At 60.0% G+C, this 18,322-nt stretch carries 14 protein-coding genes; 4 read left to right on the forward strand and 10 right to left on the reverse strand.

The features are described 5' to 3' along the window. Positions 1-34: 34 nt before the first annotated feature. From cmaX to ppsA, 4 genes are all read right to left on the reverse strand, one after another. Positions 35-1,030 (reverse strand): divalent cation transporter CmaX, encoded by a 996-nt coding sequence (cmaX, locus tag ACA044_RS20590; protein ID WP_497443025.1) that lies wholly within the window; start codon positions 1,028-1,030, stop codon positions 35-37. Between the two features lie 25 nt (positions 1,031-1,055). Then, positions 1,056-1,547, reverse strand: a complete 492-nt coding sequence (gene rraA / locus ACA044_RS20595) for a ribonuclease E activity regulator RraA (protein WP_497443026.1) — start codon at positions 1,545-1,547, stop codon at positions 1,056-1,058. 174 nt (positions 1,548-1,721) lie between these two features. Further along, a complete protein-coding gene (locus tag ACA044_RS20600) occupies positions 1,722-2,711 on the reverse strand; it encodes an alpha/beta fold hydrolase (RefSeq protein ID WP_497443027.1) in 990 nt (329 codons plus the stop codon). Between the two features lie 103 nt (positions 2,712-2,814). Then, complete coding sequence (ppsA, locus tag ACA044_RS20605) at positions 2,815-5,190, reverse strand: phosphoenolpyruvate synthase (RefSeq protein WP_497443028.1); 2,376 nt, start codon at positions 5,188-5,190, stop codon at positions 2,815-2,817. A gap of 174 nt (positions 5,191-5,364) precedes the next feature. On the opposite strand from ppsA, the gene ppsR reads away from it, so the two are divergent. Then, complete coding sequence (gene ppsR / locus ACA044_RS20610; RefSeq protein WP_497443029.1) at positions 5,365-6,183, forward strand: posphoenolpyruvate synthetase regulatory kinase/phosphorylase PpsR; 819 nt, start codon at positions 5,365-5,367, stop codon at positions 6,181-6,183. Between the two features lie 131 nt (positions 6,184-6,314). Here the strand turns inward: ppsR and prpD are convergent, their stop codons facing one another. From prpD to ACA044_RS20640, 6 genes are all read right to left on the reverse strand, one after another. After that, positions 6,315-7,799, reverse strand: a complete 1,485-nt coding sequence (prpD, locus tag ACA044_RS20615) for a 2-methylcitrate dehydratase (protein ID WP_497443030.1) — start codon at positions 7,797-7,799, stop codon at positions 6,315-6,317. 212 nt (positions 7,800-8,011) lie between these two features. Next, positions 8,012-9,202, reverse strand: a complete 1,191-nt coding sequence (gene prpF, locus ACA044_RS20620; RefSeq protein WP_497443031.1) for a 2-methylaconitate cis-trans isomerase PrpF — start codon at positions 9,200-9,202, stop codon at positions 8,012-8,014. 70 nt (positions 9,203-9,272) lie between these two features. Then, positions 9,273-11,870, reverse strand: coding sequence for a Fe/S-dependent 2-methylisocitrate dehydratase AcnD (gene acnD / locus ACA044_RS20625; protein ID WP_497443032.1), 2,598 nt, complete (start codon positions 11,868-11,870; stop codon positions 9,273-9,275). Positions 11,871-12,073: 203 nt separating this feature from the next. Then, a complete protein-coding gene (gene prpC / locus ACA044_RS20630; RefSeq protein WP_497443033.1) occupies positions 12,074-13,201 on the reverse strand; it encodes a bifunctional 2-methylcitrate synthase/citrate synthase in 1,128 nt (375 codons plus the stop codon). A 135-nt stretch (positions 13,202-13,336) separates the two neighbouring features. Further along, a complete protein-coding gene (gene prpB / locus ACA044_RS20635; RefSeq protein ID WP_497443034.1) occupies positions 13,337-14,227 on the reverse strand; it encodes a methylisocitrate lyase in 891 nt (296 codons plus the stop codon). Then, positions 14,224-14,946: a GntR family transcriptional regulator gene (locus ACA044_RS20640; RefSeq protein ID WP_497443035.1), complete on the reverse strand. Its 723-nt coding sequence runs from the start codon at positions 14,944-14,946 to the stop codon at positions 14,224-14,226. Before ACA044_RS20640 ends, prpB begins: the two co-directional genes overlap by 4 nt. A gap of 298 nt (positions 14,947-15,244) precedes the next feature. Here ACA044_RS20640 and rloA point away from each other — a divergent pair, with 298 nt between their 5' ends. From rloA to ACA044_RS20655, 3 genes are read left to right on the forward strand one after another with little or no spacing between them, the layout of a single operon-like run. Further along, entirely contained in the window at positions 15,245-15,781 is a 537-nt protein-coding gene (gene rloA / locus ACA044_RS20645) for a retropepsin-like aspartic peptidase RloA (RefSeq protein ID WP_497443036.1), read from the forward strand. 5 nt (positions 15,782-15,786) lie between these two features. Continuing rightward, positions 15,787-17,322: an osmotic stress tolerance membrane protein RloB gene (rloB, locus tag ACA044_RS20650; protein WP_497443037.1), complete on the forward strand. Its 1,536-nt coding sequence runs from the start codon at positions 15,787-15,789 to the stop codon at positions 17,320-17,322. Then, positions 17,322-18,308 carry an alpha-L-glutamate ligase-like protein gene (locus tag ACA044_RS20655; protein ID WP_497443038.1) on the forward strand — a complete coding sequence of 329 codons (987 nt, stop codon included), beginning with the start codon at positions 17,322-17,324 and terminating at the stop codon, positions 18,306-18,308. Before rloB ends, ACA044_RS20655 begins: the two co-directional genes overlap by 1 nt. Positions 18,309-18,322 lie beyond the last annotated feature (14 nt).

Below are 18,322 nucleotides of genomic sequence, written 5' to 3' on the forward strand. Positions count from 1 at the left end.
GCGGTCAAATTTGGTCGGGTCACATGGCTCATCATCAGACCCAGCGCAAACGTCGGAATAACCACCACTGCCCCAGCGCCACCGAGACCATCAGCAGGCAGGCGACCAAGAAGCCATAGGGGCTGGCAGAGAACGGAATGCCGCCGACGTTGATACCCAAAAGACCGGCCAGAAAACTCATCGGCAAAAAGATCCCGGTGATGATCCCGAAGCGGTACATGGTGCGGTTCATCCGCACGCTCAAACGCCGGTCTTCGGCCTCCAGGACCAGCCCCACGCGCTCCCGGGTCAATTCCAGCTCCTCGAGATAACGGGTCAGGCTGTTGTTCAATTCGTTCCAGTAATCGCCATCGTCTTCGGCGAACCACGGCAGTTTTATCCGCGTCAGCTGACCGAAAATATCCCGCTGCGGCGCCAGAAAACGCTTCAGCGCAGCCGCCCTGCGACGGATCTGCAAAACGGCCCCATGCTCCGGCGTATACCGTTCGTCGGCATCCAGCTTTTCTTCTTCCTCATCGACGATTTCCGAGAGGCAGCTGACTAGATCCTGCACCTTGTTGGTGAGGTATTGCGCCATATAAAGGATCAGTTCTGAAGCGGTTCTCGGCCCTTTGCCTTCGGCCAGTTGCACCAGCAACTCATCGGTGGCGCGCAATGGCCGCAGACGCAGGGAAATCACCCGCTGGGCCGAACCGAAGATCCGCACCGAGACCATGTCTTCCGGCTCAGCACCCGGATTGAGGTTGATCCCGCGCAGAAACAGCAGCAGCTCGGAGTCCGGCAGGGGCAAAAGACGCGGCCGGGTGTTCTCTTCCAGCAACAAGTCGCAACTAAATTCACTCAGACCGCTGTATTTGCGCAGCCAGGTCTGGGTTTGCGGGTGACTGCGATCCCAGTGCAGCCACAGGCTTTCATGGGCCTGCAGCTGCAAGTCATCGAGTTCAGTCCGGGCTATCGAACGCGCACCGCCTTTACCATCCAGCACCAGGGCATGCACCAGCCCCCACTGCGCGTTTTCTTCCTCGAACATCCTCACCCCTTTAATGAAACGCGCTTTATTCAGGCATCTTCAGCGGGCTTGGCGAAATAATCACGCCATTGTTGTCCGCATAAACATAGTGACCCGGGTGGAAGGTCACACCCGCGAAGGTCACGGCAATATTGAGTTCACCAACACCGCGCCGGTCGGTTTTCATCGGGTGGCTGGCCAGGGCCTGAACCCCCAGGTCGGTTTGGGCGATGACGTCGACATCGCGGATGCAACCGTAGATCACCAGCCCTTCCCAACCGTTCTTCGCCGCTTTCTCGGCCAGCAGGTCGCCCAACAGCGCGCGGCGCAGGGAACCGCCACCGTCGACCACCAGCACTTTACCGTTACCCTTGAGCTCGACTTGTTCCTTGACCCGCGAGTTGTCTTCGAAACATTTGATGGTCACGATTTCGCCGCCGAACGAATCACGGCCGCCGAAATTGCTGAACATCGGTTCCAGCACCTGCACCAGCTCCGGATAGGCATCGCACAGGTCAGGCGTGAGGTAATGGTTCATCGAGAAACTCCTGTAAAAAGGAAGACAATCGAGTAGGCAGCATACGCGGGCCAGGGCTGAGCGGTTGCAAACGCGCCAATCGAATCAGTCACCTAAAGTGACCAGAACCGCTCAATGCGTCATATCTTAGCCGCAAGCCGATCAGAGCGAAATGTTCTTGTTAGAGCATTCGGCTTAAATCGCCGCGGCCAAATCCGGCTGTCCACCCAGCAAAGGCGCCTGTTGATCCGCCAGCCAACGCGCCACCAACGGCCAGACTTGCGCCTGAGCCGCTTTGCTGACGAGCATTTCCACATGACCGAAATTATCGCCAAAGCCTTGCTCGCGGCCAAGGGTGATGAATTGCTTGTGCTCGGAGCCGACCTGATCGAACAGCTTGCGGCAGGCCCAGGTCGGGTCCTGATGATCGCCCGCGGCGCTCACGGCCAGCACTGGCAACTGAACTTCGGCCAAACCCGCCCACCAGTCCTTGTCGGCATCGCCAAAACGGCCGAACAGCCCGTACCAGCGCATGCTTTCCAGGGCCAGGCCAATCGGCTCGTCCTCCGGGCCGCGCTTGAGCCGCGAACCTGACAGCTGGGCAAATCGCTTGAGAATGAAGCGCCCGCTCCACTCCACCGGCGGAAACTTCAACGGCCAGTAGGTGCGGCTGACCTGCGTGCCAAAAAACGCCGCGGAAGCCACGGCAGGTTCGCCCAGATACTGACCGCCCAATGCCGCGGCCAGGGTAATGCCACCCAGCGAATGACCGATCCAGTGTGGGATCTGGCCGCTTTGCTCGCGCACGAACGCGCCAATGGCCGGCAAATCGTAACGTGCGTAGTCGGCGACGCGGTTCTTGCGATAGTCCTGGTTGCGCTGAGACAAGCCGTGACCACGCATTTCCGGAATCCACACATCGAACCCCTGGCGCGTCAGATAGGCACCCAGCCCCAGACCTTTGGGAGAGAACCAGAAGCGACGATTGGAAAAGCTGCCGTGCAACAGAATCACCGGCACACCGCGCACCGTTGGCTCATCGGCCAGGCCCAGGCGCGTCACAGCCAGTTCGACGGTACCGTCGGGGCTGTTACCGGGTTTCAAACGATAGACGTCTTCGCTCAGATCACCGCGCCGCTCGGCACTGATCAGGGCGACAGGAAATAGGTTGCTGCTGCTTTGCATAATGCTCTTGCACAAAAAAGGGCGGCATCCAGAGGATGCCCGCCCTACTTGAGTCTTAAAGCCTCGACCCACACTACCACTGGACCGAGGCTTCATTCACGAATCAGGCCGGAGCCTGACCTTCAGCCAGGAAGAACCAGGTTTCCAGCACGGAATCGGGGTTCAGCGAAACGCTTTCGATGCCCTGCTCCATCAGCCATTTGGCCAGATCCGGGTGGTCCGAAGGGCCCTGACCGCAGATGCCGATGTATTTGCCAGCCTTGTTGCATGCCTGAATAGCATTGGCCAGCAGCTTCTTGACCGCAGGATTACGCTCGTCGAACAGGTGCGCGATGATCCCGGAGTCACGGTCCAGACCAAGCGTCAGCTGGGTCAGGTCGTTGGAGCCGATGGAGAAGCCGTCGAAGAACTCAAGGAACTCTTCAGCCAGAATCGCATTGGACGGCAGTTCGCACATCATGATCACGCGCAGACCGTTTTCGCCACGGGCCAGACCGTTTTCGGCCAGCAGGTCGACGACCTGGCTCGCTTCACCCAGGGTACGGACGAACGGCACCATGATTTCGACGTTGGTCAGGCCCATCTCGTTGCGCACGCGCTTGAGGGCGCGGCATTCGAGCTCGAAGCAGTCGCGGAACGATTCGCTGATGTAACGCGAAGCGCCACGGAAGCCCAGCATCGGGTTCTCTTCTTCCGGCTCGTAGAGCTTGCCGCCGATCAGGTTGGCGTATTCGTTGGACTTGAAGTCCGACAGACGCACGATGACCTTTTTCGGCCAGAACGCTGCCGCCAGGGTGCTGATGCCTTCGACCAGTTTGTCGACATAGAAGCCGACCGGGTCGTTGTAACCGGCAATGCGCTTGTCGACGCTGTCCTTGGTTTCTTGCGGCAGGCCGTCGTAGTTCAACAGCGCTTTGGGGTGAACACCGATCATGCGGTTGATGATGAACTCCAGACGGGCCAGGCCCACACCAGCGTTCGGCAGCTGTGCGAAATCGAAGGCGCGGTCCGGGTTGCCAACGTTCATCATGATCTTGAACGGCAGATCAGGCATGGCGTTCACGGAGTTTTTCTTGATGTCGAAGCCCAGTTCGCCTTCGAAGATGTAACCGGTGTCGCCTTCAGCGCAGGAAACAGTCACGCCCTGGCCGTCTTTCAACAGCTGGGTGGCGTTGCCGCAACCGACCACGGCCGGGATGCCCAGTTCGCGAGCGATGATCGCCGCGTGGCAGGTACGACCGCCACGGTTGGTGACGATGGCGCTGGCGCGCTTCATGACCGGTTCCCAGTCCGGGTCGGTCATGTCGGAGACCAGCACGTCGCCCGGCTGGACTTTGTCCATCTCGGACACGTCCTTGATGATGCGGACCTTGCCGGCGCCGATGCGCTGGCCAATGGCGCGACCTTCCACCAGCACGGTGCCGGTTTCTTTCAACAGGTAACGTTCCATGACGTTGGCCGAAGTGCGGCTCTTCACGGTTTCAGGACGGGCCTGAACGATGTAGAGCTTGCCGTCGTCGCCGTCTTTGGCCCATTCGATGTCCATCGGGCACTTGTAGTGTTTCTCGATGATCATCGCTTGCTTGGCCAGCTCGCTGACTTCGGCGTCGCTCAGGCAGAAACGAGCGCGATCGGCCTTGTCGACATCGATGGTCTTGACCGATTTACCGGCGGTGGCGACTTCGCCGTAGATCATCTTGATGGCTTTGCTGCCCAGGTTGCGACGCAGGATGGCCGGGCGACCGGCTTCCAGCGTGCCTTTGTGGACGTAGAACTCATCCGGGTTCACCGCGCCTTGTACGACGGTTTCACCCAGGCCGTAGGCGCCGGTGATGAACACCACGTCACGGAAGCCCGATTCGGTATCGAGGGTGAACATCACGCCAGCGGTGCCGGTTTCGGAGCGGACCATGCGCTGCACACCGGCCGACAGGGCTACCAGCTTGTGGTCGAAGCCCTGGTGGACGCGGTAGGAAATGGCGCGGTCGTTGAACAGGGAGGCGAACACCTCTTTGGCGGCGCGAATGACGTTTTCGACACCACGGATGTTCAGGAAGGTTTCCTGCTGGCCGGCGAAGGAAGCGTCCGGCAAGTCTTCGGCGGTAGCGGAAGAGCGCACGGCCACGGCCATGTCAGGGTTGCCGGCCGACAGCGTGGCGAACGCGGTGCGGATCTCGGCGTTGAGCTTCTCGGGGAACTCGGCTTCCATGATCCATTGACGGATCTGGGCGCCGGTTTTGGCCAGGGCGTTGACATCGTCGACATCCAGCGCGTCGAGGGCGGCGTGGATCTGGTCGTTCAGACCGCTCAGTTCCAGGAAATCACGATACGCCTGAGCCGTCGTGGCGAAGCCACCGGGCACCGATACACCGGCACCTGCAAGGTTACTGATCATCTCGCCCAGGGATGCGTTCTTGCCCCCCACATGCTCTACATCATGGACGCCGAGCTTATCGAGGGAAACTACGTACTCTACCAAGGTGATCTCTCCACTAACTGTGTTGGAAAAGCTCAGAAGCCGGCGACTCGGAGGAGCATTTGCCGGCTGTATGGCCTGGACCTGGAAAATAAGTGAGAATGCAGGCCATTGGCGGCCGGCAAATCGCGCCTACTATATCCAAGAATCGTCACTAGCTTAAGGCCCAAGGTGCAAATGAAACGATCTGCTTTCTTTATCTCCGATGGCACGGGCATTACAGCCGAAACCCTCGGTCAAAGCCTGCTGGCGCAGTTCGAAAACATTACCTTCAGCAAAATCACGCGGCCCTACATCGACAACGCGGATAAAGCGCGGGCCATGGTACAACAAATCAACAAAGCCGCCGAAAACGATGGTTTTCGTCCGATTATTTTCGACACCATCGTCAATCAGGACATTCGTGAGATCCTCGCGACGTCCAATGGTTTCATGATCGACATTTTCTCGACCTTCCTGGCCCCACTGGAACAGGAACTGACCGAGCACTCTTCCTACACCGTCGGCAAATCCCATTCCATTGGTGGCAACTCCAATTACATGGAACGCATCGAGGCGGTGAACTTCGCCCTCGACAACGACGATGGCGCCCGCACGCACTATTACGACAAGGCCGACCTGATTCTGGTGGGCGTGTCGCGCTGCGGCAAAACCCCGACCTGCCTGTACATGGCCATGCAATTCGGCATCCGCGCGGCCAATTACCCGCTGACCGAAGACGACATGGAGCGCCTGCAACTGCCAACCGCCCTGCGCGCCCATCATCACAAGCTGTTCGGCCTGACCATCGACCCGGACCGCCTCACCGCGATCCGCAACGAACGCAAGCCCAACAGCCGCTATTCGAGCTATGCGCAGTGCGAATTCGAAGTGCGCGAGGTGGAGAATCTGTTACGACGCGAGAACATTCCCCACATCAATTCCACGCACTTCTCCGTGGAAGAGATCTCAGCGAAGATTTTAGTAGAGAAAGGTGTGGAGCGGCGGTTCAAGTAATTCTTTAGCCCCTGCCAGGCCGCCTTCGCGAGCAAGCCCACACATTTGATCTTCAGCGAACACAGATTTTGTGTACGACAAAGATAAAATGTGGGAGCGGGCTTGCTCGCGAAGAACGATAACGCGGTCCCCTAGATCACAAACAAATCCACAAACCGGTTCACCGGCGTCGCCTCCAGCGCAGCCTGGTCCTTGCACAGCGCAAAGATTTCGGCGCTCCGTTGAGCCGTGAAGCGCGTCGCCAGATTGGCCTTGAACTTGTCTTCCAGCAACGGAATGCCATCGGTACGGCGACGGCGATGGCCAATCGGGTACTCCACCACCGCATTCTCGGTGCTGGAGCCGTCCTTGAAGAACACCTGCACCGCATTGGCGATGGAGCGCTTGTCCGGCTCCAGGTATTCGCGAGTGAAGCGCGGGTCTTCGACGATGAGCATTTTGTCGCGCAGCACGTCGATAATCGGATGCACCGCGTGGAAATCGTCCTCGTACTGCTCGGCCACCAGATGACCGAACACCAGGGGTACGGCGGTCATGTACTGAATGCAATGATCGCGGTCCGCGGCATTGGCCAGTGGGCCGACCTTGGAGATGATGCGGATCGCCGATTCGTGGGTGGTAATGACGATCCTGTCGATTTCGTGCAGGCGATTCCTGACCAATGGATGCAGAGTGACGGCGGCCTCGCAGGCGGTTTGTGCGTGGAACTCGGCGGGAAAACTGATCTTGAACAGCACGTTTTCCATCACGTAGCTGCCGAACGGGCGGGAGAAACTGAAAGCGCGCTTGTCTTCAGGCTTGAGCGTCAGGTCGTTGTTGGTGTGACTGAACAGCACGTCGTAGAACCCCCACTGTTTGGCGGTCAGTACGCCGGGGATGCCCATTTCACCACGCATCGCGATGTCCGCCAGACGCACGCCACGGCTGGTCGCGTCCCCTGCTGCCCAGGATTTGCGCGACCCGGCATTCGGCGCATGCCGGTAAGTGCGCAGCGCCTGGCCGTCGGCAAAGGCATGGGACAACGCAGACAGCAGCTGCTCGCGGTTGGCACCCATGAGTTTGGCGGTGACGGCGGTCGAGGCGACTTTCACCAGGATGACGTGATCGAGACCTACGCGGTTGAAGGAGTTTTCCAGGGCAATCACGCCCTGAATCTCATGAGCCATGATCATCGCTTCCAGCACCGCGCGAACGGTCAGCGGTGCGTCGCCATTGGCCAGGCGCTTTTGCGACAAATGGTCGGCCACCGCGAGAATACCGCCGAGATTATCGGACGGATGGCCCCATTCGGCGGCGAGCCAGGTGTCGTTGTAGTCGAGCCAGCGGACGATACAACCGATGTCCCACGCAGCTTTGACCGGATCGAGACGATAACTCGTGCCAGGCACGCGGGCGCCGAAAGGAACGACAGTGCCTTCGACGATCGGGCCCAGGTGCTTGGTGCATTCGGGAAAACGCAGGGCCAACAGACCGCAACCGAGGGTGTCCATCAGGCAGTTGCGGGCGGTATCCAGCGCCTCGGGAGAGTCGATTTTGAAACTGAGGACGTAGTCGGCGATGTCCTGCAGGACCGTGTCGTAGTCGGGGCGGTTGTTCAGGTCGACGTTGGCGCTCATGTTCGACTCACTCGGACAGCGGTTCGTTGATGGGACCTCGGTTCAGGATCAATCTTAGTTGGTGACGCCATTTTTGTTGTTGAAATGCAGTCCACTGTGGGAGCGGGCTTGCCCGCGATAGCGGTGTATCAGCCAACATAGATGTTGAATGTGAAGGCCTCATCGCGGGCAAGCCCGCTCCCACAGGGTTTTGGGTGACTTCTAAATTTATGTCAGAAAGAATCCCCCGGCACTCGGACGTAGCCTTCCATCAACACCCGCGCACTGCGGCTCATGATGGCTTTTTTCACGGTCCATTCACCGTTGACCTGAGTGGCCTCGGCGCCCACGCGCAAGGTGCCGGAGGGATGACCGAAGCGCACAGCATTGCGGTCCATGCCGCCCGCCGCCAGGTTGACCAGCGTGCCGGAAATCGCCGCTGCCGTGCCGATCGCCACCGCTGCCGTGCCCATCATTGCGTGGTGCAGTTTGCCCATGGACAGCGCGCGCACCAGCAGGTCGATGTCGGTGGCCGCAATCGCTTTGCCGCTGGACGCAATGTAATCCGCAGGTTTAGCCACAAAAGCCACCTTCGGCGTGTGCTGACGTTTGGCGGCTTCGTCCAGGTGCTGGATCAGCCCCATGCGCAGCGCGCCGTAAGCGCGGATGGTTTCGAACATCGCCAAGGCCTTCAGGTCGCCGTTGATTGCGCCCTGCAACTCGGTACCGGTGTAGCCGATGTCTTCGGCATTGATGAAAATGGTCGGAATGCCGGCGTTGATCAAGGTGGCCTTGAGCGTACCGACACCCGGCACTTCGAGGTCATCCACCAGATTGCCGGTGGGAAACATCGAACCACCGCCACCCTCTTCTTCCGCCGCCGGGTCCATGAATTCGAGCTGCACTTCGGCCGCCGGAAAGGTCACGCCGTCGAGTTCGAAATCGCCGGTTTCCTGGACCTCACCGTCGGTGATCGGCACATGGGCGATGATGGTCTTGCCGATGTTGGCCTGCCACACGCGCACCACCGCCACACCGTTGTGCGGAATGCGGCTGGCGTCCACCAGGCCATTGCTGATGGCGAACGAACCGACCGCCGCCGACAGGTTGCCGCAGTTGCCGCTCCAGTCGACGAAAGGCTTGTCGATGGAAACCTGCCCGAACAGGTAATCGACGTCGTGATCGGCCTTGCTGCTTTTCGACAGGATCACGGTTTTGCTGGTGCTGGACGTCGCACCGCCCATGCCGTCGATTTGCTTCTCGTACGGATCAGGGCTGCCGATCACGCGCAGCAACAAGGCGTCGCGAGCGGTGCCTGGAACCTGCGCCGCTTCGGGCAAATCCTTCAGGCTGAAGAACACGCCTTTGCTGGTGCCGCCGCGCATGTAGGTGGCGGGAATTTTAATTTGAGGTGCGTGAGCCATTGGTGCTCCTACTCCTTATCGTAAAAGCAGGCAGACACAGGCCTGAAATCCCGTGTCCGCACATCGAGTGTTAAACGGCGACCGCCGATTCTTCGAGGAAGTCCTGAGCGAAACGCTGCAACACGCCGCCGGCCTCGTAGATCGACACTTCTTCGGCGGTGTCGAGGCGGCAGGTCACCGGCACTTCGACGCGCTCGCCATTCTTGCGATTGATCACCAGCGTCAGCGTTGCACGCGGGGTGCGGTCGCCGATCACGTCGTAGGTTTCGCTGCCGTCGATGGCCAGGGTGTGACGGTCGGTGCCCGACTGGAACTCCAGCGGCAACACGCCCATGCCCACCAGGTTGGTGCGGTGAATGCGCTCGAAGCCTTCGGCGGCAATCGCTTCCACCCCCGCCAGACGCACGCCCTTGGCCGCCCAGTCCCGGGACGAACCCTGGCCGTAGTCGGCGCCGGCAATGATGATCAGCGGCTGCTTGCGTTCCATGTAGGTTTCGATGGCTTCCCACATGCGCATCACTTTGCCTTCGGGCTCGACGCGAGCGAGAGACCCCTGCTTGACCTTGCCGTTTTCCTGAACCATTTCATTGAACAGTTTCGGGTTGGCGAAGGTTGCGCGTTGCGCGGTCAGGTGGTCACCGCGGTGCGTTGCGTAAGAGTTGAAGTCCTCTTCCGGCAAGCCCATTTTCGCCAGGTATTCACCGGCGGCGCTGTCGAGCATGATCGCGTTGGACGGCGACAGGTGATCGGTGGTGATGTTGTCCGGCAGCACCGCCAGCGGGCGCATGCCCTTGAGCGGACGCGCCCCGGCCAGCGCACCTTCCCAGTACGGCGGACGACGGATGTAGGTGCTCATCTCGCGCCAATCGTACAACGGCGTGACTTTCGGACCGGTGTCTTCGTGGATGGCGAACATCGGAATATAAACCTGACGGAACTGCTCCGGCTTGACCGAGGCCTTGACCACCGCGTCGATCTCTTCGTCGCTCGGCCAGATGTCTTTCAGGCGAATTTCTTTGCCGTTCGCGTCCAGGCCCAGCACATCTTTTTCGATGTCGAAACGGATGGTGCCAGCGATGGCGTAAGCCACTACCAACGGCGGCGAAGCGAGGAACGCATTCTTGGCGTACGGGTGGATCCGGCCATCGAAGTTGCGGTTACCGGACAACACGGCCGTGGCGTACAGATCGCGGTCGATGATCTCTTGCTGGATCACCGGGTCCAGCGCGCCGGACATGCCGTTGCACGTAGTGCAGGCGAAGGCCACGACGCCGAAGCCAAGTTGCTCCAGCTCTTTAGTCAGCCCGGCTTCATCCAGGTACAGCGCCACGGTTTTCGAACCCGGCGCCAGGGACGATTTGACCCACGGTTTGCGGGTCAGCCCGAGCTTGTTGGCATTGCGCGCCAGCAGACCTGCGGCAATGACGTTGCGCGGGTTGCTGGTGTTGGTGCAACTGGTGATGGCGGCGATGATTACCGCGCCGTCCGGCATTTGGCCGGGCACGTCGTCCCACTGGCCAGAGATGCCTTGGGCAGCGAGATCGGAAGTCGCGACGCGGGCGTGCGGGTTGCTTGGACCGGCCATGTTGCGCACGACTGAGGACAGGTTGAAGGTCAGCCCGCGCTCGTATTGCGCGCCTTTGAGGCTGTCAGCCCACAGGCCCGTGGTCTTGGCGTAGTTCTCGACCAATTGCACCTGCTCGTCTTCACGGCCGGTGAGTTTCAGGTAGTCGATGGTCTGCTGGTCGATGTAGAACATCGCCGCCGTGGCGCCGTATTCCGGGGCCATGTTGGAGATGGTTGCGCGGTCGCCCAGGGTCAGGGCCGAAGCGCCTTCACCGAAGAATTCCAGCCACGCGCCGACGACTTTTTGTTTGCGCAGAAACTCGGTCAGCGCCAGCACCATGTCGGTGGCGGTGATGCCCGGTTGCAGCTTGCCAGTCAATTCGACGCCGACGCTTTCCGGCAGACGCATCCACGACGCGCGGCCAAGCATCACGCTTTCAGCTTCCAGACCACCGACACCGATGGCGATCACGCCCAGCGCATCGACGTGCGGGGTGTGGCTATCGGTACCAACGCAGGTGTCGGGGAACGCCACGCCGTCGCGCACCTGGATCACCGGCGACATTTTCTCCAGGTTGATCTGGTGCATGATCCCGTTGCCCGGCGGGATCACGTCGACGTTCTTGAAGGCTTTCTTGGTCCAGTTGATGAAGTGGAAACGGTCTTCGTTGCGACGGTCTTCAATGGCGCGGTTCTTTTCGAAGGCCTCAGGATCGAAGCCACCAGATTCGACGGCCAGGGAGTGGTCGACGATCAGTTGCGTCGGCACCACCGGGTTCACTTGCGCCGGATCTCCGCCTTGCAGGGCGATGGCATCGCGCAGGCCGGCGAGGTCCACCAGGGCGGTCTGGCCGAGAATGTCGTGGCACACCACGCGGGCCGGGAACCACGGGAAATCGAGGTCGCGTTTGCGCTCGATGAATTGTTTGAGCGATTCGGTGAGCGTGGCCGGGTCGCAGCGACGCACGAGGTTTTCCGCCAGCACGCGGGAGGTGTACGGCAGGGTGTCGTAGGCGCCAGGCGCAATGACATCGACCGCCGCGCGGACGTCGAAATAATCCAGGTGGCTGCCGGGCAGCGGTTTGCGGAATTCTGTGTTCATCGTCAGGACTCGGTCACGGTGGTTACTTAAGGGGAGCGCCTGGTACAGCAACTGGATTGAACGCGATCCACTGTGGGAGCGAGCCTGCTCGCGATAGCGGTGTATCAGTCGACATTGATATTGAATGTCAGTCCGTCATCGCGAGCAGGCTCGCTCCCACAGGGTTTCCGGTTCCTTCAGTAGCCAGCGTCGGCCCCTCCAGGTCAGCGTTGTTCGATTGGCACGAACTTGCGCTGTTCGACGCCGACGTACTCGGCGCTCGGACGGATGATGCGGTTGTTGGCACGTTGTTCGAACACATGGGCCGCCCAGCCGGTCAGGCGCGAGCAGACGAAAATCGGCGTGAACAACTTGGTCGGAATGCCCATGAAGTGGTACGTCGAGGCATGGTAGAAGTCGGCATTCGGAAACAGCTTCTTCTGTTCCCACATGGTCTTGTCGATGGCTTCGGACACAGGGAACAGCACCGTGTCGCCCACTTCGTCAGAGAGTTTTTTCGACCAGGCCTTGATTACCTCGTTGCGCGGATCGTTGTCCTTATAGATCGCGTGGCCGAAGCCCATGATCTTGTCCTTGCGCTCAAGCATGCCGAGGGTGCCTTTGATCGCCTCTTCCGGCGTTGCAAAGCGCTCGATCATTTCCATCGCCGCTTCGTTGGCGCCGCCGTGCAGCGGGCCGCGCAGGGAGCCGATGGCGGCGGTGACGCAGGAATACAGATCCGACAGGGTCGAGGCGCATACCCGGGCGGTGAAGGTCGAGGCGTTGAACTCGTGTTCCGCGTAGAGGATCAGCGAAACGTTCATCACCTTGACGTGCAACTCGCTCGGTTTCTTGTCGTGCAACAGGTGCAGGAAATGGCCGCCGATGCAGGCTTCGTCGGTCACGCAATTGATGCGTTTGCCGTCGTGGCTGAAGCGATACCAGTAGCACATGATCGCCGGGAACGCGGCCAGCAGGCGGTCGGTTTTGTCGTGCTGCTCGGAGAAGTCTTTCTCCGGCTCGATGTTGCCCAGAAACGAGCAACCGGTGCGCATCACGTCCATCGGATGAGCGTCGGCGGGGATGCGCTCCAGCACTTCTTTCAGCGCTTGCGGCAGGTCGCGCAGCTTGCTCAGTTTCTGGGTGTAGGCAGCGAGTTGCGCCTTGGTGGGCAGCTCGCCGTACAGCAGCAGGTAAGCCACTTCCTCGAATTGTGCGTCAGCCGCCAGTTCGCGAACGTCGTAGCCGCGATAGGTCAGGCCTGCGCCCGACTGGCCCACGGTGGACAGTGCGGTTTGCCCGGCTACCTGGCCACGGAGCCCGGCACCACTGAGTACTTTTGCTTCGGCCATTGCTGTCTCCAATCTTGAATTTGTTAGGGAAACTTGTAGGAGCGAAGCTTGCTCGCGAAAGCGGTGTCTCAGACGACATTGATTTTGAATGTCAGTCTGTCTTCGCGAGCAAGCTTCGCTCCTACAGGGCTTTCATTACTTTTTTGCAGCAAACAACGCATCGAGCTTCTGCTCGAAGGTGTGGTAATCGATACGATCGTAAAGCTCCATGCGTGTCTGCATGGTGTCGATGACGTTCTGTTGCGTGCCGTCGCGGCGGATCGCGGTGTAGACGTTTTCCGCGGCTTTGTTCATCGCACGGAATGCCGACAGCGGGTACAGCACCAGCGACACGTCGGCCGCTTTCAGTTGTTCGGTGGTGTACAGCGGCGTCGCGCCGAATTCGGTGATGTTGGCCAGGATCGGCGCTTTCACGCGGCTGGCGAACAGTTTGTACATCTCAAGTTCGGTGATGGCTTCCGGGAACACCATGTCGGCGCCAGCCTCGATGCACGCGGCCGCGCGATCCAGCGCAGACTCCAGACCTTCCACCGCCAGGGCGTCGGTGCGGGCCATGATCACGAAGCTGTCGTCGGTGCGGGCATCGACGGCTGCTTTGATGCGGTCGACCATTTCCTGCTGCGAGACGATCTCTTTATTAGGACGGTGACCGCAGCGCTTGGCGCCGACCTGGTCTTCGATGTGAATCGCCGCCGCGCCGAACTTGATCATCGACTTCACGGTACGGGCGACGTTGAACGCCGAGGAACCGAAACCGGTGTCCACGTCCACCAACAGCGGCAGGTCGCAAACGTCAGTAATGCGACGCACGTCGGTCAGCACGTCATCCAGGCCGGTAATCCCCAGGTCCGGCACGCCGAGGGAGCCGGCAGCCACCCCGCCCCCCGACAGGTAAATAGCCTTGAAACCGGCGCGCTTGGCCAGCAGCGCGTGGTTGGCGTTGATCGTGCCGACCACTTGCAGCGGATGTTCGCTGGCGACCGCATCGCGGAAACGCTGGCCTGGAGTGCTCTTGCTGGAACTCATGACTCACCTCGTTCAGTGGCTGTCGGGTTAGCGCCGTCCTGGTAATGACGGGCGATATTGCGTTTGGAGGCGCCGATGTGACGACGCATCAACAACTCAGCCAACTCACCGTCACGGTCGGCGATGGCGTCGAGAATGCGGTGGTGCTCGGCAAACGCCTGGCGCGGCCGATTGGGCGTGGTGGAAAACTGGATGCGGTACATGCGCACCAGTTGATAGAGCTCGCCGCAAAGCATCTGGGTCAGGGTGCGGTTGCCGCTGCCCTGGATGATCCGGTAATGAAAGTCGAAATCGCCTTCCTGCTGGTAATAGCCTCGGCCTGCCTGAAACGCCTCATCGCGCTCGTGGGTTTCCAGCACCCGGCGCAGTTCGTCGATTTCTTCGACCGTCATGCGTTCAGCCGCCAGACGGCACGCCATGCCTTCCAGGGATTCGCGAATTTCGTAGAGTTCCAGCAATTCGGCGTGGCTCAGCGACACCACCCGCGCCCCGACGTGCGGTATGCGAACCAGCAGGCGTTGGCCTTCCAGACGGTGAATGGCCTCACGCAGCGGCCCGCGGCTGATGCCGTAGGTGCGCGCCAGCTCAGGCTCGGAGATCTTGCTGCCCGGGGCGATCTCGCCCTTGACGATGGCCGCCTGAATGCGTCGGAAGACGTTTTCGGAAAGTGTTTCCGAGTCGTCCTGAACCGTGACCGTGGGATCGAGTTGATCCAGCATATTGTCGACACCTTTAAAATCAATGCCGCAAAAACTAGCGAATATGGCCAGTTACGTCAAAGGATAAATAGATATTGTCGACAATCGTCTAATAACCGCTTGCACCATAACGAAGCAGAACCCCCAAGTTATAGCCGTCCGCCAGCGCTGGCGCCATAAAACCACCGTGCTAGAATGCCGCCCGCATTTGCTTGTCATCTGCATTGCCTGTCATAAAAAGCGGATAGGCATACGAGGGAGCTTGTGCAGCAATGCCAGGGCCTTGAATTGAAGAACGGACCGCTGCGCACCAGGATTTATGAGACTCAAGCCCTTCACCACATTCCTTTGTCTTCTTGGCCTGCCAGGTTTCGCCGCGGCAGGGGAAAAGACTGTGTACGGCCTCAATGAGTACGCTTCGCTGGACGGCATCAATCTGGAAGTCGCCGCCAAACTCGACACCGGGGCGAAAACCGCTTCGCTGAGTGCACGCGACATCAAACGTTTCAAACGCAATGGCGAATCCTGGGTGCGTTTCTATCTGGCCATCGACGCCGCGCATTCGCACCCGATCGAACGACCGCTGGCCCGTGTCAGCAAGATCAAGCGCCGGGCGAGCGACTACGACCCGGAAGAAGGCAAGAAGTACACCGCCCGTCCGGTCATCGAGCTGGATATCTGCATGGGCTCGGCTTTACGCAGCATCGAAGTGAACTTGACCGACCGCAGCGCCTTCCAATACCCGCTCTTGATCGGCTCCGAAGCGCTCAAACGTTTCGATGCGCTGGTCGACCCCAATCTTAAATACGCTGCTGGCAAACCCGCCTGCGCCACCGACGCACATACCGCAGAGTAATTCCAATGCGCGCTCTTACCCTCCATCTGAAATTGCTGATCGCCATCCTGGTGGTGCTGGGCATTTCAGTTACGGCCTATCAGATTTTCGTGCTCGGTATCCCGGTGACCGAAGACGCTACCGACGACTTGTGGAACATCGACGCCAAGGTCGAGTTCGTCGCCAACGCCAAGGACCCGATCAAGATCCAGATGTTCGTGCCACCGCTGAGCCGCGACTACGTGAGCCTCAACGAGAGTTTCATTTCCAATAATTACGGCGTGGCGGTGAACCGTGTCGACGGTAACCGCAAGGTCACCTGGTCGGCGCGTCGGGCCAAAGGCAACCAGACCCTTTATTACCGTCTGGTACTGACCAAGCGCTACAGCGGTGAAAAATCCAAGGTCAAAGGCCCGACCTTCCGCGACAGCATCGCTATAGAAGGCCCGGAAAAAATCGCCGCCGAAGCCCTGCTCGCGCCGATCCGCCAACACTCGGCCGACGTCGAAACCTTCATCGGCGAAGCCATCAAGCGCGTCAACAACCTCAACGACGACAACGTAAAACTGCTGCTGGCCGGCGATCCGTCCACCGTGAACAAAGCCAAAATCGTCGAGCTGGTACTGTCCATCGCCCACGTGCCGGTGGAAAAGGTCCACACCATTCGCCTGGTGGCCGATCAGCCGCAAATGCCTGAGCTCTGGTTGCGCAGCTTCAACGGCACCGACTGGCTTTACTTCAACCCGGAAACCGGCGAACAGGGCCTGCCCACCGACCGCTTGCTGTGGTGGACCGGCGACGAAAACCTGATCACCGTCGATGGCGGCAAGAAAGCCAACGTCACCTTCAGCCTGAACAACAGCGAAATGAACGCCATTCGTCTGGCCAAGCTGACCGACGAAAACTCCGACGCCAACTTCCTCGACTACTCGCTGTACGGCCTGCCGCTGCAAACCCAGCAGACCTTCATGATCATGGTGATGATTCCGATCGGCGTGCTGGTGATCCTGATCCTGCGCAACCTGATCGGCATTCAGACACTCGGCACTTTTACCCCGGTGCTGATCGCCCTCGCCTTCCGGGAAACCCAGCTCGGTTTCGGCATCGTGCTGTTTACCATCATCACGGCGCTGGGGCTGTCGCTGCGTTCCTACCTTGAACACTTGAAACTGCAAATGCTGCCGAGGCTGTCGGTGGTGCTGACATTCGTGGTGGTGCTGATCGCGGCTATCAGCCTGTTCAGCCACAAACTCGGCCTGGAGCGCGGGTTGTCGGTGGCGCTGTTCCCGATGGTGATTCTGACCATGACCATCGAACGCCTGTCGATCACCTGGGAAGAGCGCGGGGGCGGCCATGCGATGAAGGTGGCGATCGGCACGCTGTTCGCTGCCTCCCTGGCGCACCTGATCATGAGCGTGCCGGAGCTGGTGTACTTCGTGTTCACCTTCCCGACGGTTCTGCTGATCCTGGTGGGCTTCATGCTGGCCATGGGTCGCTATCGCGGTTACCGCCTGACCGAACTGGTGCGCTTCAAGGCTTTCCTCAAGAAGGCTGACGCCTGATGTTCGGTCTCTGGAAGACCTGGAAAGCCCTGGAGGCCCGGGGCATCATGGGGATCAATCGGCGCAACGCAGACTACGTGCTCAAGTACAACAAGCGCAGCCTGTACCCGATCGTCGATGACAAGATCATCACCAAGGAGCGTGCCATCGCCGCCGGCATTCACGTGCCGGAGCTATACGGCGTGATCTCCACCGAGAAAGAAATCGACAACCTCGCCGACATCATCGGCGGGCGCAACGATTTCGTGGTCAAACCGGCCCAGGGCGCCGGCGGTGACGGCATTCTGGTGATCGCCGACCGCTTCGAGGGCCGCTATCGCACGGTGTCGGGCAAGATCATCAGTCACGAGGAAATCGAGCACCAGATTTCCAGCATCCTGACCGGCCTGTATTCGCTCGGCGGTCACCGTGACCGCGCACTGATCGAATACCGCGTGACCCCGGACCAGATCTTCAAAAGCATCAGCTATGAAGGCGTGCCGGACATTCGCATTATCGTGCTGATGGGTTATCCAGTGATGGCCATGTTGCGCCTGCCGACCCGCCAGTCCGGCGGCAAGGCCAACCTGCACCAGGGCGCCATCGGCGTCGGTGTCGATCTGGCTACAGGCCTGACATTGCGCGGCACCTGGCTGAACAACATCATCACCAAACACCCGGACACCACCAACGCAGTGGACGGCGTGCAACTGCCCTACTGGGACGGTTTCATGAAGCTCGCTGCCGGTTGCTATGAGCTGTGCGGGCTGGGTTACATCGGTGTCGACATGGTGCTCGACCAGGAGAAAGGGCCGCTGATTCTTGAGTTGAACGCCCGCCCCGGGTTGAACATTCAGATCGCCAACGACTGCGGGTTGACGTTGCGTACCCATGCGGTCGAAGCGCGACTGGAAGAGTTGAAGGCCCGCGGGATCACCGAAACAGTGCAGGAACGCGTGGAGTTCGTTCAGGAATTGTTTGGGCACATTCCAGCGGTTGAGGGCTGACCTGTGGCGAGGGG

This window comes from Pseudomonas sp. LBUM1673, assembly GCF_059695645.1.

Excerpts from the sequence above, each read along its gene's own strand:
- cmaX (WP_497443025.1), bottom strand. The coding sequence starts at position 1,030 with ATGTTCGAGGAAGAAAACGCGCAGTGGGGGCTGGTGCATGCCCTGGTG.
- rraA (WP_497443026.1), bottom strand. The coding sequence starts at position 1,547 with ATGAACCATTACCTCACGCCTGACCTGTGCGATGCCTATCCGGAGCTG.
- ACA044_RS20600 (WP_497443027.1), bottom strand. The coding sequence starts at position 2,711 with ATGCAAAGCAGCAGCAACCTATTTCCTGTCGCCCTGATCAGTGCCGAG.
- ppsR (WP_497443029.1), top strand. The coding sequence starts at position 5,365 with ATGAAACGATCTGCTTTCTTTATCTCCGATGGCACGGGCATTACAGCC.
- prpD (WP_497443030.1), bottom strand. The coding sequence starts at position 7,799 with ATGAGCGCCAACGTCGACCTGAACAACCGCCCCGACTACGACACGGTC.
- prpF (WP_497443031.1), bottom strand. The coding sequence starts at position 9,202 with ATGGCTCACGCACCTCAAATTAAAATTCCCGCCACCTACATGCGCGGC.
- acnD (WP_497443032.1), bottom strand. The coding sequence starts at position 11,870 with ATGAACACAGAATTCCGCAAACCGCTGCCCGGCAGCCACCTGGATTAT.
- prpC (WP_497443033.1), bottom strand. The coding sequence starts at position 13,201 with ATGGCCGAAGCAAAAGTACTCAGTGGTGCCGGGCTCCGTGGCCAGGTA.
- prpB (WP_497443034.1), bottom strand. The coding sequence starts at position 14,227 with ATGAGTTCCAGCAAGAGCACTCCAGGCCAGCGTTTCCGCGATGCGGTC.
- ACA044_RS20640 (WP_497443035.1), bottom strand. The coding sequence starts at position 14,946 with ATGCTGGATCAACTCGATCCCACGGTCACGGTTCAGGACGACTCGGAA.
- rloA (WP_497443036.1), top strand. The coding sequence starts at position 15,245 with ATGAGACTCAAGCCCTTCACCACATTCCTTTGTCTTCTTGGCCTGCCA.
- rloB (WP_497443037.1), top strand. The coding sequence starts at position 15,787 with ATGCGCGCTCTTACCCTCCATCTGAAATTGCTGATCGCCATCCTGGTG.
- ACA044_RS20655 (WP_497443038.1), top strand. The coding sequence starts at position 17,322 with ATGTTCGGTCTCTGGAAGACCTGGAAAGCCCTGGAGGCCCGGGGCATC.